The sequence below is a fragment of the Salisaeta longa DSM 21114 genome (assembly GCF_000419585.1).
GTDB classification, from domain to species: domain Bacteria; phylum Bacteroidota; class Rhodothermia; order Rhodothermales; family Salinibacteraceae; genus Salisaeta; species Salisaeta longa.
In genome coordinates, this window is record NZ_ATTH01000001.1 from 2,491,624 (window position 1) to 2,516,076 (window position 24,453).

Consider the following 24,453-nt stretch of genomic DNA (forward strand, 5'->3'; position numbering starts at 1 on the left):
CTTTCCGGTTGTGTCCGCTCGGTTGCACATCACCCTTCTTTTCAAGCTGCCAACCGTTAACCCATGTTGATTGACAAGCAATACGCATCGCTTCGCGCCTGCCATTGCGCCGGCCCGCTCTATACCGGGGGCCTCGGCTGCACGGAGGATCCTGATGACCCTATGCCGATTGAGCCAGACCCAGACGATGGCGACAGTCAGGTGGGGGAAGAAGATCAAAGCGCTGCGCGCTAGTGGACACGCGGCGCGGTAGGATACAGCCGTAGTGTACGGTATCGAGCGCCTGTATGCAACCGAGGCCCGCCCGCGTATGGAGGGCCTATGCAGCACCGTGCGCGTCCCGGAGGCTTCGCTACCGGGTACCGCTACAGAAAGAAGCTACCTTAACGAGCAAGCAGGGCGCACACGTCGCGCCAGATGGCCTTATGCAGGGCCTCCGGCGGGCGCGTGGCATCGAGGCGTTTGATGCGCGCCGGATGGCGTTGGGCCAGGCGCTCGTAGGCGGCGGCCACGCGGGCTTGGAAGCCGTTCGCGGCGGCCTCCATGCGGTCGGGCGTGTGGGCGCGCCGCGCGCGGGCCGCGTCGGGCGGAAGGGCCAGCCAGTACGTACGGTGCGGCGTGAGTCCGCCGGTAACGTGCCGGTGAAAGTCCTCCAGCCAGTCCTCGTCGAACAAGGCGCGGCCGCCGCCCTGATACGCCGTCGAGGAGTCGTAAAACCGATCGCAGACGACCAGGCGTCCGGCGGCAAGGGCCGGACGAATGCGCTGCTCTACGAGCTGGGCGCGAGCGGCGGAGAAGAGAAGCAACTCGGCTTTCGGAACAATATCCGAAGATTCATCAAGTAAAAGCGTTCGAATGCGCTCCGAAATTGGCGTTCCGCCCGGCTCCCGAACAACTAACGGGTCGTGGCCTTCCGCCTGAAGGCGCTGTACAAGGCGCTGCACCTGTGTGCTTTTTCCGCTTCCATCAATGCCTTCAAACGAGATCAACATGCAAAGGGGCAAGCCAAATGACTGAGCCGAGCGGCGAAAAAGCGCTGTAGGGCGCGGTGGGACGGTATCGTTGCAGAAAACATAACGCGGAGGCCCTTGACAAACTTGCAAATCCCGCGTCTACGTTCTTAATTTACAGGAGCTATCATAGGAGCAACGTGCGTCGATGTTGCGTTTGCACAGGCCACGCACCGCTGCGAACCTTGGAGAACAGCCCGCGACGAGCCCATGAGCACGTTCGACTTTGACTTCAACGACTTCGACGATTCCGAGCACGAGCAGCACCTGCGGGATCTTGTGGACGCGTATGAAGCAGAAGATGGAGGGGGGTACTTCGATTCGGTACAGCTTGAGCATATCGCCACCTACTACTTCGAGAATGGCCACCTGCACGATGCCCTCGTGGTCATCGATCGTTTGCTTGAAGAGCACCCGTGTGCGTCGGATGCGTGGATGCGCCGCGGCATCTTGCTGAGCACGATGGGGCGCCCGCAGGAGGCGCTGGAAGCCTACGACGAGGCGCTCGCGCTGAACCCGACCGATCCGGAGACGCTCATCAACCGTGGCATTACGCTGGACAGCCTGGGGGCCGTGGCCGACGCCATCGAGGCGTACGACGCGGCCCTCGCCATCAATCCGCGCCACAGCGAAGCGCTGTTCAATAAGGGCGTGACGTTGGAACGCGACGGGCAGCTGGCGCAGGCCATTGCGGCGTTTGAGGCATGTGCCGAGGTGCAGCCGGAGCATCCGGAGGTGTGGTACGAGCTGGGCTACTGCCACGACCGCCTCTCGAACGATGCGGACAGCGTGGCGGCCTACGACAAACATCTGGACGTTGAGCCGTACTCGCAGGATGCCTGGTACAACCGCGGCATCGTTTTGAACCGGATGGGCCGCTACGAGGATGCCATCGCGTCCTACGAAATGGCATTGGCCATTCAGGACGATTTCGCTTCGGCCCACTACAACTGCGGCAACGCGCAAGCCAATGCCGGACAGCTGGAGGCGGCCATCGACAGCTACCGGCAGGTGCTGGAGCTGGAAGGGCCCGATGCGGCGACGTTCTACAACATCGCGCTCGCGTTTGAGGAGCTGGGCAGCGTGCAGATCGCCCGCGATTATTACGAGCGGGCCCTGAATGAGGAGCCCGGGTACGCGCAGGCGTGGTACGGGCTGGGCTGCTGCTACGAGAGCGATGAGCAGCTTTCCGATGCGCTGGACTGCTTCAACCGCGCGCTGCGCCTCGATACCGAGCGCGCCAAGTTTTGGCACGCCAAGGCCGATTGCTGCTTTACGATGGGCCGCATGGAGGACGCGGTAGAGGCGTATCATAATGCTGTGCAGCTGGAGCCGGAAAATAACAACGCATGGGTGGGTTATGCCGAGGCGCTGCTTGCCACGCGCCACGCCGAGGAGGCCCTGAAAGCCTACCAGCAGGCCCTGGCGTTGGCCCCGGAGAGCGCGAGCACGTACGTACGGCAGGCCCGCGCGCTGATGGCGCTGGGACGCGCCCACGAAACCATTCGGTGCCTCAAGAAGGCAATTCGCCTCGATCCGGCGCAAAAAGAAGAAATTCGCCGCACGTATCCCGATTTGTACTACGATGACTGGGCGCGCCGCGAGTTGGGACTTGACCCTTCGTAGCTGCTTGCCTGTTCGCATTTCCGTTTTCTATTCGCACGCGCATGCCTCCAATTCGCACCATCCTTCGCCACGTCGCCCAGGGCTTTTTAATGGGCGGGGCCGATATCATCCCGGGCGTTAGCGGGGGCACCATGGCCCTTATCGTGGGCGTTTACGAACGCCTCGTAGCAGCCATCAGTCATGCGGCACGATGGGCGCTGGCGCTCCTCCGCGGGGCCCCGGCCGAGCGCCGGGCGCAGTGGCAGGCCATCGAGTGGCGGCTTATCCTTCCGTTGGGCGCGGGCATCGGGGGGGCCCTCGTGCTGGGCGCCCAAATCATCCCGCCGCTCCTGAACGCGTATCCGGCCCAAATGCAGGGCCTGTTCCTGGGCCTGGTTGGGGCGTCGATTGCCATTCCGGCCTTGCGGATGGAGCAGCACACGTGGCGGCACGGCCTGATCGCACTTGTCTTTGCGATCGCTGCGTTCTACTTCACGGGGCTTCCGGCCGTGGGCATGGCCGAAGATCCGGGCATGGTGCGCGTCTTTGTTTCCGCAGCCAGTGCCATTTGCGCCATGATTCTGCCGGGCGTCAGCGGGGCCTTTCTGCTGAAGGTGTTGGGGTTGTACGAAGCGACGCTCGGAGCCATCAACACCTTCGATCTGGTGTACCTCGCGGTTTTTGCTGCGGGCGCCGGGCTGGGCCTCTCCGCATTCGCCACGTTGCTGCAGTGGTTGCTGCGCACGATCCACGACGGCACGATGGCCGCGCTCCTCGGACTCATGGTTGGCGCGCTCCGTGCGCTATGGCCCTACACCACCCCGCAGCGCGCGCTGCAATGGCCCGGCCCCGGCGATCCCGTGGCGTCGGTCGCGCTCCTCGCGCTTGCTGGCGCGGCCTTCGTGGGGGCGCTCACGTGGTACAGCGTCCAGCGCTCCTCCTCGCCTGTCTCAACGGTCGCCAAGTAAACGTATGTCGTTCGTCCGCGCCGGGTGCTGGGCAATACTGATCGGGCTGTGCCTTGTGGGGTGTGGCGGAAGTGCGCCGGCGGCCACGGTGCCATCGGACGATCCGGTGGCGCAGCCCGTGCCCTCAACGCCCGACTCGATGCGCGCGTACATCGCGGCGCTACGGGCCGAACAGCGCATGCTGCAGGATTCGCTGGCGGCCTACCGGGCGGCGGAGTCGGGCAAGGTGTTTCGGACGGTGCGCGTGCTGCGGGATCAGACCACCCGCATGGCGTACGAGCTCGACCTCCTGCGCGAGGGCGGGCAGACGGTCGCGGTGCTTCCCACCGATGAGCTGTTTGCAGACTCGCTGGCGCTCACGGCCGCGGCACGCACCCGCCTGCAAGACATCGCGCTGCAGCTGCGCCAAACCTATCCGGGGCAGACGATTCGGGTGGAGGGCTACACGGCCGATGCTCCGTTCGATACGACCCGCTACGGATCGCACTGGATGCAAACCGCCGCCCACGCGACGCAGGTGGTGCAGGCGTTGCAGGCGCTGGGCAACGTGCCACGAAATCGCTTCGTCGTGGTGGCCTTTGGCGCTACCCATCCCCGGGCCAGCAACATGACCGCCGGGGGCCGCGCGCGCAACCGACGCATTCGCGTGGCGGTGCTCCCTGAGCCGCAAACCTATTCGCGGCCGTTTGAACTGGCGTGGTAGCCTACCGGATCACGCGGGCGACGCTGCGCGCTGCCATCGGGGCCCGGGTTCGGCCACGTCCACTGAAAGCGAAGCTCGGCCGTGGACGCGCTGGGGCGAATTTCGAGCTCGACCCCGTCGGTATCCTGCAAGAGGTCTTGGCCTTTTACCTCGCGCGTAAAGTAGTACGTGTGCTGCCGGTAGAGCACCGTGTTGGCGCCGGGTACGAAGGCCTCGCGTAGCGGACCGTATTCAACGCGGGCCGGCCGGTACGAGCCATCGCCGGTTTCCAGCCGAATGAACGACGACGCATTCGAAAGCACGGTGGTTGTGCCAAACAGGTACAGGTCGATGCGCAGCGTTTGAACGTACTGCTTGCGTTGACGGGCAATCAGCTGGCGGGCGCGGTCCTTGGTGAGGCTCTGGATGCCCATGTTGGCGACTAGCGATCCCATGACGAGATCTAAGCTCCAGAACGTCGCGTAGGTGTACTGCAGGTTCGATCGTCCGGAGCCTACATTTTGCGGCGCGGCTGACCACGAGCGCATCAAGGCGCTGTAGCTGGGGTCAATTTCCACCTTGAGTTGCTGCTCTTTCGGAATAAACCGCACCGCAGTGAGCGAGTCGGGGTGATGGTCGTGCTCGCTTTCGGTGGATATGAACCGGCTGGCCATGTCGCCCGGATCCACCTGAAACGCATTGTTCGACGAGCCACAGCCCCCCAGCAGAAGGAGCGCACACGATAACGAGGCAAACAGACGAAGGCTATACGTCATGAGGATCCCGGTGCATGATGATGGGCCAGCGCATTGCATGGTACAAAGCGCGCCCGTCATTTGCACGTAATGTGCAGATGCGTCACGTAGCCGTCACAGCTTCGGGGGCTTCGTGCAGGGTGCGAAGGACGTCCAGGGCGGCATCGAGCGTGGGCACGTTCTGCACGATGGCACGCGTGAGGCCCTTGTCTTGTTGGTCCTTGAGCACAAAGCGGCGCTCCAGGCCGGTGAGGCGCTCCAGCAGATCTTTGAAGCGGTGCTCGTAAAAGTACGGATCGGCCGACTCGCTGGGCAGGTAGAGGAAGAGGCGCTCGTTTTTGTACAGCACCTTGGGCAGGCGCAGGGCTTGCCCCACGAGGCGCAGGCGGGCGGCGGTAAAGAGGTGCTCAACGGCGGATGGCATCGGGCCAAAGCGGTCCACCATTTCGGCGCGTAGGTCCTGGAGGGCTTCGGCGTCCTCGGCATTGCTGATGCGCCGGTAGAGGTTGAGGCGCTCGACGTTGTTCGACAGGTAGTCGTTTGGGATGTACGCATCCTCCTCCACGTCCACCGCTGTTTCGGGGCCGGGCGGCACGGTGTCGCCGTCAAACACGTCGGCAAACTCCTGTTGCCGCAGCTCTTTGATGGCATCGTCCAGAATTTTGTGATACGTCTCGTAGCCCACATCTTCAATGAAGCCGCTTTGCTCGGCGCCCAGCAGCGAGCCCGCGCCGCGGATGTCGAGGTCGCGCATGGCCAAGCTAAAGCCGCTGCCCAGGTCGCTGAACTCCTCAACGGCCTTCAGGCGCTTGCGTGCGTCGTCGGTGAGGCTGTGGATGGACGGCACGAGCAGGTAGCAGAAGGCCTTGCGCTGCGAGCGGCCCACGCGGCCGCGTAGCTGGTGCAGCTCCGAGAGGCCGAAGTGGTCGGCCCGGTTGATGATCATCGTGTTGGCGTTGGAGATGTCGAGCCCGTTTTCGATAATCGAGGTCGATACCAGCACATCGTACTTTTTCTCCACAAAATCGGTCATGACGCGCTCCAGCTTGCGGCCGCTCATTTGGCCGTGCCCCACCCGCACGCGGGCGCCGGGCACCATGCCGCGCACCATGGCAGCAATCTCGTCGATGGTTTTTACGCGGTTGTGGATGAAGAACACCTGCCCGCCGCGGCTTAGCTCGTACACCAGCGCGTCGCGCACAAGGTCTTCGTTAAAGGTGTGGATTTCGGTGGTGATGGGCTGCCGGTTGGGGGGCGGCGTGCTAATGATGGACAGGTCGCGCGCCCCGAGCAGCGAGAACTGCAGCGTGCGCGGGATGGGCGTAGCCGTGAGCGTGAGCGTATCCACCGACTCGCGCACCTTGCGCAGTGCTTCTTTCGTCTTTACGCCAAAGCGCTGCTCCTCGTCAATGACGAGCAGGCCCAGGTCGTTGAAGGTGATGTCGTCGGAGGCCAGGCGGTGCGTGCCAATTAGGATGTCGAGGCTGCCCTGCTCCAGCCGCTTCAGGATGTCGCGCTGCTCCTTTTTGGTGCGAAAGCGCGAGATGACGTCTACCGTTACCGGGTAGCGGTCCATGCGCTCGCGGAACGTTTCGTAGTGCTGCTGCGCCAGGATGGTAGTGGGCACCAGTACGGCCACCTGCTTGCCGTCTTGGGCGGCTTTGAAAGCAGCGCGCACGGCCACTTCCGTCTTCCCGAAGCCCACATCGCCACACACCAGCCGGTCCATCGGCACGGGCTCTTCCATGTCGCGCTTCACCGCCTCGGCGGCCGCGGCCTGGTCGGGCGTATCCTCAAACGCGAAGCTCGCCTCCAGCTCGCGCTGCCACACCGTATCCGACGAAAACGCAAACCCGTCGCTTGCTTTCCGTTTGGCGTAGAGCTTGATGAGGTCGCGCGCCACCTTCTTCACCTTTTTCTTGGTGCGCGCCTTGGTGCGCTCCCACTGCCCGGTGCCCAGCTTCGTCAGGCGCGGGTGGTGGCCCTCCTTGCCGGTGTATTTGTTGAGCTTGTGCAGCGCGTTGACGTTCAGGTACAGTACGTCGTCGTCGGCAAAGTTGAGGCGCACGGCCTCTTGCGTCTTGTTGCGCACGGTAATCTTCTTCATGCCCGCGAACCGGCCAATGCCGTAATCGACGTGCACGACGAAGTCGCCGGGGTTCAGGTTTTTGATCTCCCGTACGGTGAGGCCGCCCTGGTACTTTTTCCGATTTTTGGTGGAAGGGCGGTGGTAGCGGTTAAAGATTTGATGGTCGGTGTACACCGCGAGGCCGGCGCTGGGCAGCTCAAAGCCTTCGTGGAGCGTGTCCACCTGCAGGCGGGCGCGGCCGTGGTCGATGTCGGTTTCCAGCAAGTCGCGCAGGCGCGCGGCCTGCCCGTGGCTGTCGCACAGGATGAACGTTTGCAGGTCGCGTGCGCGGTTCTCCTGCAGGCGCTCGCGCAGGAGGTCCATGGTACTGTTGAACGAGGGCTGCGGAGCGGCGTCCAGGTCAACCGTTTCGTCGGCCGGGGCGGTGCTGAGCGGCCCAAAGCGCAGGCGCGGAAAGCGCTGCAGGGCCGCAGCAAGGTCGTTGCGCGAAAGATAGCGGGCCTCGGGGGGCGGAGGGGCCTCCTCGCCTTTGTCGTCGGCTGCGGTTGTTGCTTTGCTGTGGGCCTTTAGGGCCTTCGTAAAAAACGACGCGCTCGCTTCCAGCAGGTGGGCCTCGTCGAACACCGCAAGCAGGGTGTTGTCTGGCAGGTAGTCGAACAGCGGCACGGCGGTGGTGTGGTCGTCGTCGCGCTCCAGGTTGGGGACCAAGCGCGCCGTGTTGAGCTGGCTCACCGAGCGCTGCGTGGCCGGATCGAACTCGCGGAGGCCGTCAATCTCGTCTCCAAAAAACTCGATGCGCACCGGGTACTCGCCGGCAAAGGGAAAGACGTCGATGATGCCGCCGCGGTGCGCGAGGTCGCCGGGCGCCTCCACAAACTCGACCCGCCGGAAGCCCTGATCGACGAGTCGTTCGATGAGCGCCTCGGGGTCGAAGGTTTCGCCCTTGGAGACCGCAAACGTTTCGGTGGAGACGGCCGAAGCGGGGGGCACGCGCTCGGCCAGGGCAGGAGCGCTGGTGACCAAGAGCCCCGTAAAGCCTTCGGTGAGCTGTTGCAGCACGTCGGCCCGCTCGATGAGCGGCGTGCTCTCGTCGATGCGTTCGTCGTCGTAGGGCGCGCGGTGGGTGGCGGGGAAGCGGCGCACCGCAGCCGCTGCGGGGGCGAGCTGCTCCAAATCGCTTTGCAGGTAGGCCGCAGCGTCCTCGTCGGGCATGAGGCACACGACGGGGCGGCGGGTGCGGCCCAGGCGGCTCAGGACAAACGCGGGCAGCGAGCCGGCGGCGTTGGTGACGTCAAGGCACAAGGCATCGGTGCGCGCTTTCGCCCAGTCTATTGCACGCTGCACGCCGCGGGTTTGTGCAACAGACGTCTGGAGGTCGGAAAGAGACACAGGCAAATAGCATCAACGGAAAGTACGGGAAGCAGGGCAGCGCTGCGGCTGCCCCGTACCGAACGGTACGCGTCGCTGCAAGATTCTGACCGTTTCGCAAAAAGCGCGCAGCGCGCGCTAGCCGCCGGAAGCCGAGGCCCAAGGCGGCACACAGCGCGCGTGTGCTAGGGAAAGCGTTCCACGTGAAACAAAGGCCCCTTTCCCTAGAGGTTTCCTAGACGGAGGCGGGGCGGAGCCTAGACCGCCGTCCGATGAGGAGCGGGCCCCGGCTAGCTTCTGCCCCACCAATGGTTCTTCGTCATTTTCGCTTCCGAAGTGGGGTTCAGGCAGCGCCTAGAACCCTGCTCGTTTCACGTGAAACGCCTCTAGTGGGCTAGCGCGCTAGGAGCGGGGTTCTAGGCGGCGTCTGTGGCGCTTCGCGTAGGGTGAGAGCGCTACCACGGCAACGTCTCGCCGTCGTGCGTTAAGAAGCGCCCGCTATCATCAGGCGTCAGGGCCTGCGCTACGGCGACGATACCTTGGGCCGATGCCTCCGGCGTGAGGTGGGCGTTGGGGCCGCCCATGTCGGTTTGGACCCATCCGGGATGCACCGACGCGACAATGACGGCATCGGCGTCAAAGGCACCGGCCTGCAGCCGGGTGCACATGTTGAGGCCCGCCTTGCTGACCTTGTAGCTCTGCCACGTGCCGCCGCTGGTATTGGCAATGGAGCCTAGCTGCGAGGTGATGTTAAGGAGCCGTGCCGGGGGATGCGGCGCGCGGCGCAGCAGGTCGGCAAACGCTTGTGCCATCAGGTGCGGGCCTACGGTGTTCACCTGCAGGGTGTGGGTCATGCGCTCGAACGTAACGTCGCCAAATCCATCATCGGAAGCGCCCCCATCGACGCCCGCGTTGTTAATCAGAAGGTCCAGCCCATCTACCGTGGCCGCCACCGTCGCGCGGGCCGCGTCGATCTGCGCCGGATCGGTCACGTCCAGCGGGAGCAGGTCGATGGTCGCCGGAAGCGAAGCAACCGCCGCCTGCAGGTCGTGCGCCGACTCGGGCGATCGGCACGCCGCAAACAGATGGTCGACGTGTGGTGCGAGTGCATGCACGAGCGCGTAGCCAACCCCGCGGTTGGCGCCGGTGATAAGAGCGGTAGCGAAAGAAGCAGGCATGGAGCGTGGAGCCAGGGGAAAAGAGCAAGCGGTCAGTCGTCAGTCGCCGGTGAAAGATGCGCCAGTTGGTGGGACGATTGCAAGAGGCGCGAGCTGCGCTGCCCGTACCGCACGCGAAGGGGCCGGTGGCGCCCGTCAACACCCGGCGGAGTAATGTAGCGGGCCGCGGGCAGGGTGAGCGTCTGCCCCACGAAGGGCGTAACCGACGTGTCGGCGTCCGATGCCGGCCGAAGCGCCGCCCGCTCCACCTGATACCGCCGGGCCAGGTGCCCAAGCGTTTCGCCCGTGTCTAACGTGTGGGTCCTTGGGGCATCACGCACTTCCTTCGGCAACTGCTGGTAGTGTTGGGCAAACTGTTCGTACGTGCCATACGGCAGGCGAAGATAGTACGCCTCGCGCACGGGCGGCAGGTAGTCGCCGCGCAGCTCCGGGTTCAGGGCGCGCACCTGCTCGGTGGGAATGTTGGCCAAGTGCGCAAGCACCTGCACGGGCAGCGACGTGCGCAGCGGGACATAATCGAAAGCATAGGCCGGACCTGCCGAGATGCGCGTTACGCCATAAGCCTCGGGGTTCGACAGGATGCGGGCCGTCGCAATAAACGACGGCACGTAGTTGCGCGTCTCCTTGGGCAAGTCGTCGTAGATGTCCCAAAACGTAGGCGGGCGGTCCAGGCGCTTTTGGGCCTTGCGCAGCGCATACTGCACGGCCCGCGGGCTGCAGTTGTACCCCGCAAGGGCCAAGTGCCAGTCACCAAACAGGCGGTAGAGGTCTTTGAGGTGGCGGGCCGCCGCGCGCGTTGCCTTTTCGGGGTCGCGCCGCTCATCCACCCAGGGCGTCACCGTCAGCCCGTACGACCGCGCCGTGGGGGCGATAAACTGCCACATGCCCGCAGCCTTGGCATGGCTTTGTGCAAACGGGTCGAGCCCGCTCTCCACCACCGCTAAATACTTCAGTTCATCGGGGACGCCCTCCGCCGCAAAGATATGTTCAATCATCGGAAAGTAGGTGGCGGCACGTCGCTGCCACGGGCGGAGGTAGCGCTCCTCGTAGCGGAGCAGAAAGTCGATGCTGGCTTGCACGAGCGGATGCTTGGTCATGGGGATGGTGGTGTGCTCGCCCATGATGCCTGAGGGGAGGGTTTCGCTCAACTGCGGGTACCGCGTTGCCGCCTGGTTCATGGAGGCAAAGAGCGTGCGCCGCAGGTCGTAAATGGTGCCGTGCGGAAAAGAGAGCGTGTCGGGCGCACCGGTTTGCCGCGTGTACTCCTGCGCGAGCAAGTAGGCAATCTGGCGAAAGCGGGGCCGGTCGAACATGCCTGGGTGGCGCTTGAGGCGCTCTACGGCTTGGAGCGCCGTGCGAAGGTGGTGCTGTTTGGCTTGCACGCGCGCGTCCTGCTCGGCGCGCAGCATGCGCGTGTAGGCCGTGTAGAGCGCTTCGATGCCCGCCTGAGCTTGCGCCTCGGAGAGGGTATCGGCGGTGGCTGCTACGGCTGCGCCGGTGTGGTGCCAGGAGGGGTGCTGCGCGGGCGGCGCCACCGCATTCCACAACGCCAGCGCACCCAATCCAACCAAAGCCGTTGAAAGGACAAGCGAGCGTCGAGTCATAAAGCCACGGCGTGGCTTAACGAAGTGTGTAAAAAAGAACACCACTGCTACCGTACCTTTTGGTGGGCGCAACCGTTCCTGTGGTGCACGGGCCGGGCGAACGCGCCGCAGGGCTGATTCGTAGGGTCCTCTCCGGGCTTCCCTGATCGACAGCGCTTGTTTATGTTGCTTCAATCCCTTCGTGTCCGTTCGTTTCGCGCCCATACCGACACGTCGGTGGCGTGGGCAACGGGCGTCAACGTGATTTGGGGCCCTAACGGTGCAGGCAAAACCAATCTGCTGGAGGCGATTCACTACGTGTGCCTCACCCAGAGCTTTTTGGTGCACAACGACCGGTATGCTCTCCGCAAAGACGCTCCGCATTTTGAGGTTGAGGGCACGTTTGCGGGCGTGCGCCGGCAGCCCATGACCGTGCGCTTGGTCTACATGCCCAGCGAAGGGAAACAGGTGTTTGTGAATGGCGCGCCCCTCGAGCGGCTTGCCGACCTCGTGGGGCAGCTGCCGGTGGTTGTGTTCTCGCCCGATGACTACGAGCTGACCGCCGGGGGGCCAGACGAGCGGCGGCGTTTTCTGAACAACATCCTGAGCCAGGCGCGCCCGGTGTACATGAACGACGTGATGCAGTACAACCGCGCGCGCCGGCAGCGCAACGAGCTGCTACGGCAGTACAAAAAGCGCCCCTCATCGCCTCCGCCCGACGTGCTCGATCCGTGGACCGACAAAGTGGTGACGCTTGGCAGCCGGGTCATCCAACGGCGCGCACAATTTCTCGATGCGTTTGCCGCGTATCTCGACGAGGCCCACGCCCACATCGGGCAGGCCACCGAGCGGCCCAGCTTCACCTACGACACCGTAGGCGACCTGCCCGATGCGCCCACAACCGATGACGTGGAGACGGCCTTTCGCGAGACGCTGGCCCGCCGGTGGGAGGCCGAACAGTCGCGCGGCACCACGTTGGCCGGGCCGCAACGCGACGACATCACGTTTCGGCTGGACGGTCTAGAGGTGCGGCGCTACGGCTCGCAGGGGCAGCATCGCACCGTGGGCATGGTGTTAAAGCTGGCGCAGTACCTGTACCTGCGCGATCAGCTCGATACCGCGCCGCTCTTGTTGCTAGACGACGCCTTCGGAAAGCTCGACAGCACGCGTACGGCAGCGTTTCTGGAGCTCCTGCAGTCGGATGTTGTGGGGCAAAGCTTCATCACAACGACCGACGTGGCCCCGTTTCGCGCGCACCTTTCCTTCGACGCGCCCCCTCACCAGGCCATTCACGTAGCCCGCGATTCGTCCGGCGCCCGCGTATCTTCTGATGTTGTTGCAACGGCCCCCGATTCGGCTTGACCGTGGCCGCTGCGATGTGCAGGTTACAACTCACGACCGTCGCGTCTCCAACGCTTGTCCATAAACCCCAACGTAATCATGCGCCACCTACCACCCCCGGCACGCTGGCTTTGTATTCTGCTCATCGGGAGCCTCGGGCTCGTAAGCAGTACCGGATGCACCACGGGCATCAACCCCGTAACCGGCAACACCCGGGCCTACGGCTACACCTGGCAGCAAGAGCTGCAAATGGGCCAGCAGGCCGATCAGCAGATTGTGAGCCAGTACGGCGTGTACGATGACGACGAGCTGCAAGCCTACGTCGACAGGGTGGCCCGCGACGTGCTGGCCGTAAGCCACATGCGCCGCGAAAGCACCGCGCAAAAATTCCGTACCACCGAGTTTACGTTCCGCATCCTCGACAGCGAAGTCATCAATGCCTTTGCTCTGCCTGGCGGGTACGTGTACGTAACCCGTGGGTTGCTGGCGCATCTCAACAACGAAGCACAGCTCGCGGTGGTGCTGGGGCACGAAATTGGGCACGTCGCGGCCCGTCACTCATCGGAGCAGGCCGCCCGCCAGCAGCTCATGCAGATTGGCCTGGTGGGCACGGCGATCCTGGGGCAACAGGTGTTGGGCGGACAGGCGGCACAGCAGATCCTTGGGCTGGGCGGGCAGGCGGCGCAGCTTCTGTCGCTCAGCTACAGCCGCGAGAACGAGCGGGAGGCCGATCAACTGGGCGTCGAGTATGCCGCGATGGCCGGTTACAAGGCGTCGGAAGGCGCCGAGTTCTTCGAATCGCTGAAGCGCATTCAGCAGCAGAGCGCGCAGGCCATTCCCACCTGGCAATCCACCCACCCCGACCCCGGCGCCCGCGAAGATAAGATCGTTCAGCTGGCCAATACCTGGCAGCAACGCCTCCAAACGCCCATGACGACGGTCGACCAAGACCAGTACTACAACAACTTGGAGCGCACCGTGGTGGGGAAGAATCCGCGGCAGGGCTTTGTGCGCGACGGCACGTTTTACCACCCGGAGATGGCGTTCCGCTTTCCCGTGCCCTCCAACTACCAGGTGATTAACCAGGCCGCGCAGGTGGCCATGGTAGCGCCCAGCCAGGAAGCTTACCTCCTGTTTGGCGGATACAACACGCCCACGACGGCCGCCGCCGCCGACTCGTTCGCTGCGCAACAGGGCGTTACGGTGGTGCGGCGCGACCGCGACCCCTACGGCGCTTTCGATCCGCAGCAGGTGCTGCTGGAAGGCCAAACGCAACAGGGCCAGATGCTCCGGCTGCTGGGCTACTTTCTGGAGTACAACGACACCGTGTTCGGCTTCAAGGGCATCACGGCCGCCGCCACGTACGACACGTACCAGCCGGTTTTCTTGGAGACCATGCGCGGGTTTGATCGCCTCACCGACCAACGCATCTTGTCGATTCAGCCGTACCGGTTGGCCATTCGTCCGGCCGGCCGCTCGGCGCCGTTTCGCACATTCGTGAGTGATCTTTCGCTGCCGGAAGGCATGACGGAAGATGATGTGGCCATCATCAACCAGATTCAGCTAGAGACCGTGGTGGCGCCCAGCCAGCCGTTGAAGCTCCCGCAGCGCTGAGCGCATAAACGCGCAGCGGGCGGTACCGATAAAACGGCCCGCCCGCTGCTTAACGCATCGACACGTGCGCGTGCGTCGGTTTAGAAACCAATCAGCAGGCCACCCTTCACATTCACGGGGTTGCTTGCTTCAGCCGGCGTGTCGAACAGTCCCGTGTACCCAAACTCCACAAACGGCGTGATAAGCCCGAGGCTAAACTCGGCGCCTCCTACCGCGGTGATGCCGAAATACGATTCACTAGTTCTACTGCTTGCAAAAGCGACCGTGGGCCCTGCGCCGAAGTACGGGTTGAATACAACACCAGGGAGCGAAAAGAGCGCTTTGGCCGACAGCATCGAGAAGTTGTTTTCAATCGATCCGGTGTCTTCTACGAAGTAGTAATCGTACGTGGCGTTGATGGTAAACGGGAGCGCAATGAAGGAAAAGCGGGCATCGGCGCCAATAAAGGGCTCGCCGAAGTCACCGACATCGTACCCAAATCGGGGGCCTACCTTGAGCGTGACCTGCGCATCAGCGGTGGGGGCTGTGCCAGCCAGCAGAAGAACGAGAAACGTAACAAGTGTCAGTCGTTTCATAGCGGTGCATTGTGGTTCGTTTGGAAAAATACGCGATCGCCCTCCATGGGAAATCGCCCGGTGATACGCATCAGCTAAAATAAAGATGGAGCGGCGAAAGTCAAGGCCGACCTGCAAGGCGGGGCGCATGATGGCGTGTATTTTCGTGCTATTGGCCATCGCGTCGCCGGTCGCTGGGCAGCGCCTGGGCACGGTATGGGCGCCGCCGCGCGATGCCGCAGCGGCCCAGCGCACGCTGCGCGCGATACATCGGAGCGGCCTCGCGGGCCTCCGCCTAACCAATGTGCCGTCCGAGGCGGTGCTGCAGGCGGCCGATACACTGGGGCTCGCGCTGTTTGTAGACGTTGCGCCGGCACAGTGGACGGATGCCGTGGTGCGTCGACTGGCGCGTCATGCCTCGGTGCAGGCCGTGGGCGTTACCCTCGCAGATGTGGCCGCGCAGCCCGCGCCGTGCCGGGCCCTGCGCCAATGGGCCGCCCGCGCACACGCCGCCGGGCGCGATGCGTACCTCGTCACGCCCCTTCGCCCGGCGGGTCGGCGCTGCACCGCGTCAGGCATCGACCGGTACCTGCTGGACGTGCGCGACCTGTCCGATCCAGTGGCGCGCTGGCGGGCCTGGCAACGCGCCGCACAAACGCCGGTGGCGCTGGGGGCCGTGGGCGCGTGGGCCGCGCCCAACCGGACGGGGGGCTGGCGCGTCCCGCACACGCGCGCCTGGCAAGCCCGGTATCTGGAGCGCACGTTGCGTGCCGTGACGGGGACGCTGCCTGCCGAGACGTGGGTGTTTGTGTACCGGTGGAGCGACCGGCATCCGGCCTTTCCCGGACTGCTCCGCCGCTACGGGCTCCATGCGGCGTCGGGCGTGCCCCACCCCGGCGGCCGCGTGCTTCGCGGATGGGCCCGCCGGCAGCAGACCACGTTTGCCTTCGGCGCGCGCGCTGCGCCCACCACCGATGCGCTGGCCTGGGTCATCATTGCGCTGGGCTGGGTGTGGATCGCCGGCTTCGGCTGGCTCTACGCGCGCCACGCGTCGGTGCCGCGCATGCTGGAGCGCTACTTCTGGACGCACGGCTTCTTCCAGGACGCCCTGCAAGATCGTCGCGTGCAAGTAGGTGCGGCCAACGGATGGTGGGTGGTAGGGATGGCGCTGGCCGCGGGCGCCTTCGTGGCATGGACCGTCCACGCGGTGCACCTGCATCGGGGCGTCGCGTGGGTCCTGCGTGGCGTGGCCGAGCCCCTACAGTCGTCGCTTGTTGCGTGGTTGCAGGCCCCCGCCCTCGTCGGCCTGCTGGCCGGAGGGGGCGTCGCGCTTAGCATCGTGTGCTGGACGGCCTTGCTCGCGTTTGTGACGCGGTGGGGCGCGCTGCGGTTGGGCGTCGGGCAGGCGCTGGTGGCTACGGCATGGAGCCTGTGGCCGGCGGCGCTCTTGCTCCTCGCGGTGCTCGTGTTGGTGCAGTCGCCCGCAGCTTCGCCACTGGCGTTTGGCGCCGTGGCTGGCAGCTTCGTGGTGGCCGGCGTCGGCGGCAGCCTACGCGCGGCCCTCGACGTGCATGCGGTGGCGCGGCCGCCGGGCACACTCGTCGCCGCCTGCTGTATGCTCAGCCCGCCGGTGCTGTGGTGCGCCGCCGCGTACGCCGTCCTGTGGCACTACGGCCTGTCTGCAGAATACGTGCTCACGCTCCTGCGCTTTCTGTAGGCGCTGCCTGAAGCGGGAACGATGCCTGCCGAGCAGCACCGCCGCGGGCGCCTTCACCTGATGAAATACGAAACAGCGCCAACCAACGTGCTACGGCAAGGTGTAGGTGAGCTGCCCAATGATGAAGCGGCCCAGCGCCGGCGCGCCCACAAACTCGCGGTGGTCATGGTCAAAAACGTTGTTTGCAGTGACCTTCAGCTTGAGGCCCGGCACCGATTCCTGGAAGGCGTAGCCCGCGTAAGCGTCCATGACAAAGTAGTCGTCAACGCGCCCAACGTACGGGCCGGTAGCCACCGGAAAGCCCTGGATGTAGCGCCCGGTCAGTCCAAAGGAGAAACCGGAGCGCCCCATGTAGTCAAATCCGCTTTTGAGCTTGAACGACGGGGCGTTGAGGGCCACGTTGAGGCTGGTGTCGGTTTCTTCAAGCTCTTCGTTGGTGAAGAAGTCGTCGCTCACGTACGAGATGTTCGTAAACAGATCCAGCTCCGGTGTCACGGTGTATTGCAGCGCCGCGTCGATGCCCCAGTACTGCACCTCGCCGAAGTTGCGATAGGTGAGAAAGCCGCCCACCGTTTGCGGATCGGAACCCGCGAGCACCTGCTGATCGGGTTGCACAACCGCGGCCGGCGTGTTGTTGAGCGACTGTCCGACGAGTCCGGCCAGAAGCTGTGCGGCCTGCTGCCGCGGGATGCCGGTAGCCGCCAACTGATCGAGCAGGCCGTTGAGGGTGGTGTTGCTCGTTTGCGTAAAGAGCGTGCCCAGCACGCCGCCCACATCTTGTGAGAGGCCATTGGCCTGAAGGTACGCCAGCGGCGACTCAATGCGCAGCGGGCCGATGAAGTTTTTCTTCTGCTCGTAGTAGCCGTCAAGGCTCACGAGCAGCTTTCCGCCCAGCAGCCCCTTGTAGCCCACCTCCATCGACTGCGTCTCCGTCTGCTGCAGCGGCGGGATGTCCGACGGCGCGTTCACCGTGCGGTAGCCGCGCGCGCTGCCGTCCGGAATGCCGAGCACCGCCGCATCCGTCGCGCCGCCGACGAGGCCGTTCGTGGCGGTGAAACCGAAGATGTTCGCCAGAAGGGCCCGTTGTTGGTCCGACAAGTTTGAGAACAACCCGCCTACAAACTGCGCCTGTCCCTGGCTGTTCACGGTAATGGCCTGGTTGGCCACGAGACCGTACATCGGAGCCACGGGCAACCCACCAATGCCAACCTGTGCGCCAAACGCGGGCCCCGGAAGGGAAAAGCGAACCGTACCATTCTGGCGAAAGCTGTCAAACGTGAAGCCATTTACGGCGCCTAGCCCCTGAAACGCGAGGTTAAAGCCTTTACCCAGCGCACGTGTTTGGCCACGTACATCCAGAAAGTTGGAGTTGGTACCCGGTGCCGAAAACGACCGGTTGTAGGTGGCACGCAGGGTGTTGTCTGCGTTGAGGCGGAAGACGAGCGCCGCGCGGGGCGACACCTTGACTTCCTCTTGCAGGTTGTCGTAGTCGCCGCGCACCGCCACCGTGAGGTCGAGCCAGTTGGCGAGCGTAGAGGTCGATTGCGCATATGCGCCGTACAGGTCGATGGCATCTTGATCCTCAAAACGACCGGTGACCGTGCCGGCTGTGCGCGGACGAAGCAAGTTTATATCGCCCCCCACTGTTACATCGGTGTCGAGGCGCTCCAGCAAAAAGTTGTAGCGCAGCTGCGAACTCCACTGCAGGCTCTCGTCGGTGGTGTAACGCCCACTGCCCAGGATGTAGGTATCGCCCGTGTTATGGTTGCGGTTCACGAATACCTGCCCGAACAAACCGCCCGACCGCACGCGCAACTGCCCGTACGTGTAGCCAAACCCGTTCACCTGCAGCGTGCCCACGCCCGATTGAAAGACGCCCTGCGTTTCGCCGTACCCGCCCTTGGCCGTAATGCGGGTGATGTCGTTGGGGCGGTACTGCAGCGTACCATTCACGTTGTACTTGTAATAGTCGTCGTCGCGTCGCAGCTGAAACTTTCCGTCGACAGTGGCGAACGGGCGATCGCCCACCTGGCTGCGTTCTTCAAACACAGCGTACCGGCTAATTTCCGCTGCATCGGCCGGATTGTTGGGGTTCAGCTGCCAGTCTTGCCCCTGGGCGTACTGACCGGTGAACTTGTATCCCCATTGCTCAGAGATCACGCCTGCCTGCCGGAATTGCCCGGCAAAGTAGCTCCGCTGTCCGCCCGAAACGGCCACGGTGGTGCCGGGATAGTCGAACGGATCCTTCGTAAAGAAGTGGACCACGCCCGCGTCTACGCCCGGACCGTACAGCGCCGAGCCGGGGCCGCGCACCACCTCCACGCGCTCCAGGTCGATGGGGAGCGCCGGCATCACGTTGAAGGCATTCACGTTGAGCGACGGCACAGCCGCCTCACGGTAATCCGTAAGCACGTAGGTGGCACCGTTAAAGGCCTGATTGAAGCCGCGCAGGGCCACCTCGCGGCGGTCGATGCCCGTCTGCGCCATGTCGACGCCCGCCACCGGTTGAAGCGCTTCCACCGATGACGTAACCGACTGCTGCTGAAACTCCTCGGCCTCTAGCACCGAGATTGACGCCGGCGCGTTGAGCAAGCGCTCTTGCCGACGCGATACGGAAACAACCACCGTTTCGAGGCCCGACGTGGCCAACGGGAGCGCCACGTCGAGCGTACGCTGCTCGCCGGCCTCCAGCGTTACGGGAACGGTGCGCCGCTGATAGCCGATGTAGCTGACTTCTAGCACATACGAGCCGGGCGGAATGTTGGCTAGGGCATACGCCCCTGTCACGTCGGTGGATGCGCCGCGGACGACCTCGTCGCCGGGGGTTCGGAGCACCACGTTGGCGCCAATAAGCGGGGCCCCGTCGTTGGCGCCCGTCACAACGCCCGCGAGGGTCGCGCTCGTTTGGGCATAACTCGAACAAACGCTCACTGTGGCCAGAACCAAAAAGCAGGTGAGAAAGCGAAGGAACACGGAAAACGTACGCATGGCAATCAGGGGAGAAGAAAAATGCACCGATAGCTATCTAAGAAAGCGATCGGATATTGTCAAAATAGTGGTAAGATTTACGGGACAAAGGCAGAAGATGCCAGGGGGCGCGGGACCGCTGGAGGGCCTTGGTTGGTATCGTATCACCCCTGGGCGCTTGTTAAGCGAGCGCTCGTGCTGCGCGGCGTCTCTTTTTCAATCACCGGCTTCCTGCGCATGACCTATATTTTTCGATCGGAATACCTCCCGATAATTTTGGTAACGCTGGTGGGCTTTGGCTTGCTGGCGGCGGCCCTTCTGATTCCGGTGTACCGGTTCATGGAGCGTGAGCAGGAGGTGAGCAAGCAGTGGACGCCCGAGGAGCTCGCGCGTCGCGCGCGTGAGCAACAGGCGGCGGATGACAGCCCCAACGGTACGGCCCACGACGCCTCCGATGCTCCCTCGCCCACGCCCAACCAGCCATGACCGACCCGCAGCCCACCCAAAAACCGCTGCATCCGTCCGAGTGGACGGGCGTCACGGACGTTCTCGGCATCGAGTTTGAGGAAGTATCGGCCGAGCGCGTGGTGGCCACAATGCCCGTTACGCCGCGGCACCACCAGCCGTTTGGGTACCTGCACGGCGGCGTGAGCGTGGTGCTTGCCGAAAGCGCAGCCAGCGTGGGGGCCTACCTCGCGGCTCCGCCCGGCTACGGCGCCATGGGGGTAGAGATCAATGCCAACCACGTGCGCTCAATGCGCACCGGCCGCCTGCGCGCCGTGGCCGCCCCGGTGCATGTGGGCCGCCGCACGCAGGTGTGGACGATCGACCTGCGCGACAGCGAGGGGCGCCTCATCTGCACCAGCCGGTGCACGCTCGCGGTTGTGGAGCAGCCCGACGCGTCGTAGCTTCCATTCACCAGCGGTACGGTTCGGTACCTTCTGCCCGTGTTTTTGCATTCGCCTATGCCTTCGGCCTCGTCCCCCATCCACGAAGATCAGCCGGTGCTTACGTACGGCGCGCCCCTCGATACGGCCCGCTACGCCCTCATTCTACTGCACGGCCGGGGCGCTACGGCCCAGGGCATGCTGTCGCTGGCCGACGCCCTCGACACCTCAAACGTTGCCGTGCTGGCGCCGCAGGCCCACCGCCGCACGTGGTATCCGCAATCGTTTATGGCGCCGCGCGACGCCAACGAGCCGTACCTCACCTCGGCCCTGCACACGGTAGATCGCCTCGTGGCCCGCGCCACGGCCGACCGCCCGGCGGCGCGCGTGGTGCTCCTGGGCTTCTCGCAGGGCGCGTGCCTGAGCCTCGAATACGCAGCGCGCCATCCGCAACGGTACGGCGGCGTGGTGGGCCTCAGCGGCGGACTCATCGGGCCGCCCGATGCCGATCTGCACCACGACGGCTCGCTCGATGGAACGCCCGTGTTTATGGGATGCAGCGACGACGACCCGCACATCCCGGCCGAGCGGGTGCATGCCTCGGCCGAGGCGCTACGCACGATGGAAGCCGCCGTGGAGCTGCGCATCTATCCCGGCCTGGGGCATACCACCAACGACGACGAGCTGTCGTACGTGCGCAGCCTCTTCGATGAAACGCAGGCCGCGGGGGCTTCCGCTTCGGAATAAGCGCCGTTTGCTTGCACCCTGTTCGCCGCTTTACGAGATGTACGCACAACCATCATGTCGTTCGAAACGCCCTCGTGGGTCCACGATGCCGTCTTCTATCAGATTTTTCCGGACCGCTTTGCGCGCAGCGGGCGCGTCGCTGAGCAACAGGGCCTGGCCCTCAAGCCGTGGGGCGCGCCGCCGGAGGAGCAAGGCTTTCAAGGCGGCGACCTGTACGGCGTGGTCGACCGGCTCGACTACATCGAAGCGCTCGGCGTGACGGCGCTCTACCTCAACCCCATCTTTGCCTCGGCGGCCAACCACCGCTACCACACGTACGACTACTACCGGGTCGATCCGCTATTGGGCGGGAACGATGCGCTGCGCGCGCTGCTGGATGCGGCGCATGCCCGCGACATCCGGGTGGTGCTCGACGGCGTGTTTAACCACGCGAGCCGCGGCTTTTGGGCGTTTCACCACATCCTGGAAAACGGACGCACCTCGCCGTATCTCGATTGGTTCATCATCCACGACTGGCCGCTGCGGCCCTACGCCCCCGATCCGGAGACGCCGCACAACTACGACGCGTGGTACGATATTCCAGCGCTTCCGGAATTTAATACCGACAATCCGGAAGTCCAGGACTTTCTGCTGGATGTGGCGCAGCACTGGATCGACTTCGGCATCGACGGCTGGCGGCTGGACGTACCCAACGAGATTGACGACGACGCCTTCTGGCGAACCTTTCGCGAACGCGTCAAGACGGCCAACCCCGAGGCGTACATCGTAGGGGAAATTTGGGGGCATGCTGGCCACTGGCTGCAGGGGGATCAGTTTGATGCGGTGATGAACTACCCGCTCATGGATGCCATACTGAGCTATGCGGCGCGCTCGATGCGCGACTTTTCGCACGATCAGTTGCCGCTTGAAACGGCCGCGGCCCCCGCGACGGCCGCGCGCTTCGAGGCGCTGATGCACCGCTACGATCCGGCCGTTACGCATGCGCAGCTCAACCTCATCGACAGTCACGACACGCCGCGGGCGCGCTGGTTACTGGACGACGACCCGGCGGCCCAGCGGCTCGCGGTGCTTCTGCAGATGACGCTGCCGGGCGCGCCGTGCATCTACTACGGCGACGAGATTGGGCTGTCGGCCGCGGGCGACCCGCACTGCCGCGGCGCATTTCCGTGGGATGCGCCCGAGCACTGGGACGACGCGCTGCTCGACTTCTACAAATCCGCTACGGCCCTCCGCCACGAATACCCGGCCCTGCGCACCGGTACCTTTGAAGGGGTGGCCGCAACCGGCGACCTGCTCGTCTTCCGGCGCACGCTAGACGACGAGGCGGTGCTGTGCGCCTTCAACGCGGGCGAGGAGCCGATGGCCCTGCCCGATGATGTGGCCCCCGAGCGCGCCGCGCTTACGCCGGTGGGACCGTTTGCGTCTGAGGATGCGCGGCGGGCTGCCGATGTGGTGCCGCCGCGCAGCGCACACATCTACGCGCCCGTGTCTGCTGCGGTATACTCGTGAAGCATCAAGCCACCTCGTGGCGCGCCCACACCACCAGCCCGATGGCCCGCTCAATTGCTGCACCAAAGGACACCGTTGCATCGGCGTCCTCTGCGCGCAGGGCCGTAAGCTGCTGTTCGACGACGCGCGCCTCCTCCACCAGCGCTTCCGACACGTCGGGGTACAAGCTGAGGAGGCGTTGGTGCACCGCGTGCGTGAGGCGCTCGGCGCGGCGGAGCTTCATGAGGCAATCGAAGTGACGCACCGCGTCGGCATGCGTGGGCGGCGCCTCGGCATCGTGCGATACGGGCCCCATCAGCAGTTGCATGAGCACCTCCATGAGGGTCTCGCAGGCCGCCTGCAGCCCAGCGCGGGCGCGGCCGGGCGTCTCCTGGGCCGCCGGATCGTGCCCCGCCCGGCGTTCCTTCATGGCCTGATTCACATCGGCCGCCGTCGAAAGCGTAGCCAGCAGGGCCATGGATTGGAGCAGCGCCGCCGACGTGCGCTCCGAAGAGCCATCATCCGCCATAGCGTAGGAAGCAGGTTGGGGAAAAGAGCGCGCTACGCATCGTCATCCAACGACAACTCGGTGATGCGCTGTTCGGCGTCATCGAGCGTCTCCATGCAGTCGGTTGCGTGCGCCGTGCCCTCTTCGTAGAACGCGAGGGCTTCTTCGAGGGGCGGCGGGTCGTTTTCCAGCTTTTCAACGATGCGCTCCAGAGCGTGGAGTGAATCCTCAAACGAAGGATCGGGCGAAGCGTTGTCCATTGATACCAATTTTAAGCGATGAACAGTAGGGGAGGAAACCCTGCCGGCGGTTCGTAAATTGCCTTGGAGACCGGCAGTTGCGTATGTACTGTATCTAATCAGCAAAAATCACACCTTTATGGATTTGGGACTGGACGGAAAGGTTGCCGTGGTAAGCGGCGCGAGCCGTGGCATTGGCAAAGGCATTGCGCATCGCTTTGCGGCGGCAGGCTGCGACGTGGCGATCTGCGCACGCAGCGCCGACACGCTCCGCGATACGGCCGAGGAGATTCGAGATGCGACGGGCCGGGAGGTGCTGGCGCTTCCGCTGGACATGACCGACGCTGCGGCGCCGGCCACCCTCATTGAGGAGACGGTGGAGCGCTTTGGCCGCCTCGATGTGTACGCGGGCAACGTGGGGGGCAACCGGCGCGGCGCATTTGCGGAGGTGAGCGACGAGGACTGGCAAGCGATCATCGACCTGAACCTGATGTCGCACGTGCGGGCCAGTCGGGCCGCGGTGCCGCATCTTACGGCCGACGGTGGCGGGGCCATCTGCTTCATCAGCTCCATCTTTGGGCGCGAGTTGGGCGGCGCTGGGTTGTCGCTGTACAACACGACGAAGTCGGCCCTCATCAGCCTGGGGAAGGTGATGGCCCAAGAGCTAACGCCGCAGGGCGTGCGGGTAAACACCGTGGCGCCGGGCTCGATTCGGTTTCCGGGCGGCAGCTGGGACCGGCGCGTCAAAGAGAAGCCCGACGAGATGGAAGCCTTCGTGGAAGAGAACCTGCCCATCGGGCGGTTTGGCCGCGTGGACGAAGTGGCCGACGTGGTCGCCTTTCTCTGCTCGAAGCGCGCGAGCCTCGTGACGGGCGCCTGCCTCAACGTAGACGGCGGCCAGTCGCACTCCCTGATTTAAGGGTGTATGTCTCACATGCGGCGATGCACGCGAAAGGCCCGGCCCTCCGCCGGGCCTTTGGTGTAGTGGACGAGCCGCGAGGCCAACTCGGCCCAATATCAGCCCGCAATAAACCAACGGCTTGCACTTTGTCAGGCCTAATATTACCTTATCGAGTGAAGGGCGTGTTAACGGGCGAACAAACGCGTGGGTAGACCACTGCCTTCCCGCGACGTGACATACGTCATGTTCGGC

At 64.5% G+C, this 24,453-nt stretch carries 20 protein-coding genes; 11 read left to right on the forward strand and 9 right to left on the reverse strand.

Annotation, left to right across the window (positions count from 1 at the left end; genetic code table 11):
- Positions 1 to 383 precede the first annotated feature (383 nt).
- Positions 384 to 992: a dTMP kinase gene (gene tmk, locus SALLO_RS0110385; protein WP_022836242.1), complete on the reverse strand. Its 609-nt coding sequence runs from the start codon at positions 990 to 992 to the stop codon at positions 384 to 386.
- A gap of 228 nt (positions 993 to 1,220) precedes the next feature.
- Between tmk and SALLO_RS0110390 the strand changes: the two genes are divergently transcribed.
- From SALLO_RS0110390 to SALLO_RS16575, 3 genes are read left to right on the forward strand one after another with little or no spacing between them, the layout of a single operon-like run.
- Positions 1,221 to 2,636, forward strand: a complete 1,416-nt coding sequence (locus tag SALLO_RS0110390) for a tetratricopeptide repeat protein (protein WP_022836243.1) — start codon at positions 1,221 to 1,223, stop codon at positions 2,634 to 2,636.
- Positions 2,637 to 2,677: 41 nt separating this feature from the next.
- Positions 2,678 to 3,583 (forward strand): DUF368 domain-containing protein, encoded by a 906-nt coding sequence (locus SALLO_RS0110395; protein WP_022836244.1) that lies wholly within the window; start codon positions 2,678 to 2,680, stop codon positions 3,581 to 3,583.
- A gap of 4 nt (positions 3,584 to 3,587) precedes the next feature.
- On the forward strand, positions 3,588 to 4,286 hold the full coding sequence (locus SALLO_RS16575) for an OmpA/MotB family protein (protein ID WP_022836245.1): 699 nt from the start codon (positions 3,588 to 3,590) through the stop codon (positions 4,284 to 4,286).
- On the opposite strand, the gene SALLO_RS16580 is transcribed toward SALLO_RS16575, so the two are convergent.
- The 4 genes from SALLO_RS16580 to SALLO_RS16590 all read right to left on the reverse strand — a co-directional run bounded on the left by SALLO_RS16580 (position 4,256) and on the right by SALLO_RS16590 (position 11,259).
- Entirely contained in the window at positions 4,256 to 5,041 is a 786-nt protein-coding gene (locus SALLO_RS16580; protein WP_022836246.1) for a hypothetical protein, read from the reverse strand. The two genes, SALLO_RS16575 and SALLO_RS16580, sit on opposite strands and share 31 nt — an antisense overlap.
- An 82-nt stretch (positions 5,042 to 5,123) precedes the next feature.
- Complete coding sequence (gene mfd, locus SALLO_RS0110410) at positions 5,124 to 8,498, reverse strand: transcription-repair coupling factor (RefSeq protein ID WP_028567142.1); 3,375 nt, start codon at positions 8,496 to 8,498, stop codon at positions 5,124 to 5,126.
- 434 nt (positions 8,499 to 8,932) lie between these two features.
- Positions 8,933 to 9,655 carry an SDR family oxidoreductase gene (locus tag SALLO_RS16585; protein ID WP_022836248.1) on the reverse strand — a complete coding sequence of 241 codons (723 nt, stop codon included), beginning with the start codon at positions 9,653 to 9,655 and terminating at the stop codon, positions 8,933 to 8,935.
- 32 nt (positions 9,656 to 9,687) lie between these two features.
- Positions 9,688 to 11,259: a lytic transglycosylase domain-containing protein gene (locus tag SALLO_RS16590; RefSeq protein WP_169577923.1), complete on the reverse strand. Its 1,572-nt coding sequence runs from the start codon at positions 11,257 to 11,259 to the stop codon at positions 9,688 to 9,690.
- Between the two features lie 162 nt (positions 11,260 to 11,421).
- On the opposite strand from SALLO_RS16590, the gene recF reads away from it, so the two are divergent.
- Positions 11,422 to 12,600 carry a DNA replication/repair protein RecF gene (gene recF, locus SALLO_RS16595; protein ID WP_022836249.1) on the forward strand — a complete coding sequence of 393 codons (1,179 nt, stop codon included), beginning with the start codon at positions 11,422 to 11,424 and terminating at the stop codon, positions 12,598 to 12,600.
- Between the two features lie 78 nt (positions 12,601 to 12,678).
- The gene (locus tag SALLO_RS0110430; RefSeq protein ID WP_022836250.1) at positions 12,679 to 14,193 is read left to right on the forward strand and encodes a M48 family metalloprotease; all 1,515 of its coding nucleotides are present in this window, start codon (positions 12,679 to 12,681) and stop codon (positions 14,191 to 14,193) included.
- An 80-nt stretch (positions 14,194 to 14,273) separates the two neighbouring features.
- On the opposite strand, the gene SALLO_RS16600 is transcribed toward SALLO_RS0110430, so the two are convergent.
- Positions 14,274 to 14,768, reverse strand: coding sequence for a hypothetical protein (locus SALLO_RS16600; RefSeq protein ID WP_022836251.1), 495 nt, complete (start codon positions 14,766 to 14,768; stop codon positions 14,274 to 14,276).
- 127 nt (positions 14,769 to 14,895) lie between these two features.
- On the opposite strand from SALLO_RS16600, the gene SALLO_RS0110440 reads away from it, so the two are divergent.
- Entirely contained in the window at positions 14,896 to 16,464 is a 1,569-nt protein-coding gene (locus SALLO_RS0110440) for a hypothetical protein (RefSeq protein ID WP_022836252.1), read from the forward strand.
- Positions 16,465 to 16,554: 90 nt separating this feature from the next.
- Here SALLO_RS0110440 and SALLO_RS17855 read toward each other — a convergent pair whose 3' ends face one another.
- Positions 16,555 to 19,452: a TonB-dependent receptor gene (locus SALLO_RS17855; RefSeq protein ID WP_051141362.1), complete on the reverse strand. Its 2,898-nt coding sequence runs from the start codon at positions 19,450 to 19,452 to the stop codon at positions 16,555 to 16,557.
- Between the two features lie 216 nt (positions 19,453 to 19,668).
- On the opposite strand from SALLO_RS17855, the gene SALLO_RS0110455 reads away from it, so the two are divergent.
- Genes SALLO_RS0110455 through SALLO_RS16610 form a run of 4 tightly spaced genes read left to right on the forward strand, consistent with a single transcriptional unit; the run spans position 19,669 to position 22,574 of the window.
- The gene (locus SALLO_RS0110455) at positions 19,669 to 19,917 is read left to right on the forward strand and encodes a hypothetical protein (protein ID WP_028567144.1); all 249 of its coding nucleotides are present in this window, start codon (positions 19,669 to 19,671) and stop codon (positions 19,915 to 19,917) included.
- Positions 19,914 to 20,339 carry a hotdog fold thioesterase gene (locus tag SALLO_RS0110460; protein WP_022836255.1) on the forward strand — a complete coding sequence of 142 codons (426 nt, stop codon included), beginning with the start codon at positions 19,914 to 19,916 and terminating at the stop codon, positions 20,337 to 20,339. Before SALLO_RS0110455 ends, SALLO_RS0110460 begins: the two co-directional genes overlap by 4 nt.
- A 57-nt stretch (positions 20,340 to 20,396) precedes the next feature.
- The gene (locus tag SALLO_RS0110465; protein WP_022836256.1) at positions 20,397 to 21,065 is read left to right on the forward strand and encodes an alpha/beta hydrolase; all 669 of its coding nucleotides are present in this window, start codon (positions 20,397 to 20,399) and stop codon (positions 21,063 to 21,065) included.
- Positions 21,066 to 21,119: 54 nt separating this feature from the next.
- Positions 21,120 to 22,574, forward strand: coding sequence for a glycoside hydrolase family 13 protein (locus tag SALLO_RS16610; protein WP_022836257.1), 1,455 nt, complete (start codon positions 21,120 to 21,122; stop codon positions 22,572 to 22,574).
- A 4-nt stretch (positions 22,575 to 22,578) separates the two neighbouring features.
- Here the strand turns inward: SALLO_RS16610 and SALLO_RS0110475 are convergent, their stop codons facing one another.
- Complete coding sequence (locus tag SALLO_RS0110475) at positions 22,579 to 23,082, reverse strand: hypothetical protein (RefSeq protein ID WP_022836258.1); 504 nt, start codon at positions 23,080 to 23,082, stop codon at positions 22,579 to 22,581.
- Between the two features lie 32 nt (positions 23,083 to 23,114).
- Positions 23,115 to 23,321, reverse strand: coding sequence for an exodeoxyribonuclease VII small subunit (gene xseB, locus SALLO_RS0110480; RefSeq protein ID WP_022836259.1), 207 nt, complete (start codon positions 23,319 to 23,321; stop codon positions 23,115 to 23,117).
- Between the two features lie 118 nt (positions 23,322 to 23,439).
- Between xseB and SALLO_RS0110485 the strand changes: the two genes are divergently transcribed.
- The gene (locus SALLO_RS0110485; RefSeq protein WP_022836260.1) at positions 23,440 to 24,219 is read left to right on the forward strand and encodes an SDR family NAD(P)-dependent oxidoreductase; all 780 of its coding nucleotides are present in this window, start codon (positions 23,440 to 23,442) and stop codon (positions 24,217 to 24,219) included.
- Positions 24,220 to 24,453 lie beyond the last annotated feature (234 nt).

Bases quoted from the DNA above. Each gene is read 5' to 3' on its own strand.
- tmk (WP_022836242.1), bottom strand. From the start codon at position 992: ATGTTGATCTCGTTTGAAGGCATTGATGGAAGCGGAAAAAGCACACAG.
- SALLO_RS0110390 (WP_022836243.1), top strand. From the start codon at position 1,221: ATGAGCACGTTCGACTTTGACTTCAACGACTTCGACGATTCCGAGCAC.
- SALLO_RS0110395 (WP_022836244.1), top strand. From the start codon at position 2,678: ATGCCTCCAATTCGCACCATCCTTCGCCACGTCGCCCAGGGCTTTTTA.
- SALLO_RS16575 (WP_022836245.1), top strand. From the start codon at position 3,588: ATGTCGTTCGTCCGCGCCGGGTGCTGGGCAATACTGATCGGGCTGTGC.
- SALLO_RS16580 (WP_022836246.1), bottom strand. From the start codon at position 5,041: ATGACGTATAGCCTTCGTCTGTTTGCCTCGTTATCGTGTGCGCTCCTT.
- SALLO_RS16585 (WP_022836248.1), bottom strand. From the start codon at position 9,655: ATGCCTGCTTCTTTCGCTACCGCTCTTATCACCGGCGCCAACCGCGGG.
- SALLO_RS16590 (WP_169577923.1), bottom strand. From the start codon at position 11,259: ATGACTCGACGCTCGCTTGTCCTTTCAACGGCTTTGGTTGGATTGGGT.
- recF (WP_022836249.1), top strand. From the start codon at position 11,422: ATGTTGCTTCAATCCCTTCGTGTCCGTTCGTTTCGCGCCCATACCGAC.
- SALLO_RS0110430 (WP_022836250.1), top strand. From the start codon at position 12,679: ATGCGCCACCTACCACCCCCGGCACGCTGGCTTTGTATTCTGCTCATC.
- SALLO_RS16600 (WP_022836251.1), bottom strand. From the start codon at position 14,768: ATGAAACGACTGACACTTGTTACGTTTCTCGTTCTTCTGCTGGCTGGC.
- SALLO_RS0110440 (WP_022836252.1), top strand. From the start codon at position 14,896: ATGATGGCGTGTATTTTCGTGCTATTGGCCATCGCGTCGCCGGTCGCT.
- SALLO_RS17855 (WP_051141362.1), bottom strand. From the start codon at position 19,452: ATGCGTACGTTTTCCGTGTTCCTTCGCTTTCTCACCTGCTTTTTGGTT.
- SALLO_RS0110455 (WP_028567144.1), top strand. From the start codon at position 19,669: ATGACCTATATTTTTCGATCGGAATACCTCCCGATAATTTTGGTAACG.
- SALLO_RS0110460 (WP_022836255.1), top strand. From the start codon at position 19,914: ATGACCGACCCGCAGCCCACCCAAAAACCGCTGCATCCGTCCGAGTGG.
- SALLO_RS0110465 (WP_022836256.1), top strand. From the start codon at position 20,397: ATGCCTTCGGCCTCGTCCCCCATCCACGAAGATCAGCCGGTGCTTACG.
- SALLO_RS16610 (WP_022836257.1), top strand. From the start codon at position 21,120: ATGTCGTTCGAAACGCCCTCGTGGGTCCACGATGCCGTCTTCTATCAG.
- SALLO_RS0110475 (WP_022836258.1), bottom strand. From the start codon at position 23,082: ATGGCGGATGATGGCTCTTCGGAGCGCACGTCGGCGGCGCTGCTCCAA.
- xseB (WP_022836259.1), bottom strand. From the start codon at position 23,321: ATGGACAACGCTTCGCCCGATCCTTCGTTTGAGGATTCACTCCACGCT.
- SALLO_RS0110485 (WP_022836260.1), top strand. From the start codon at position 23,440: ATGGATTTGGGACTGGACGGAAAGGTTGCCGTGGTAAGCGGCGCGAGC.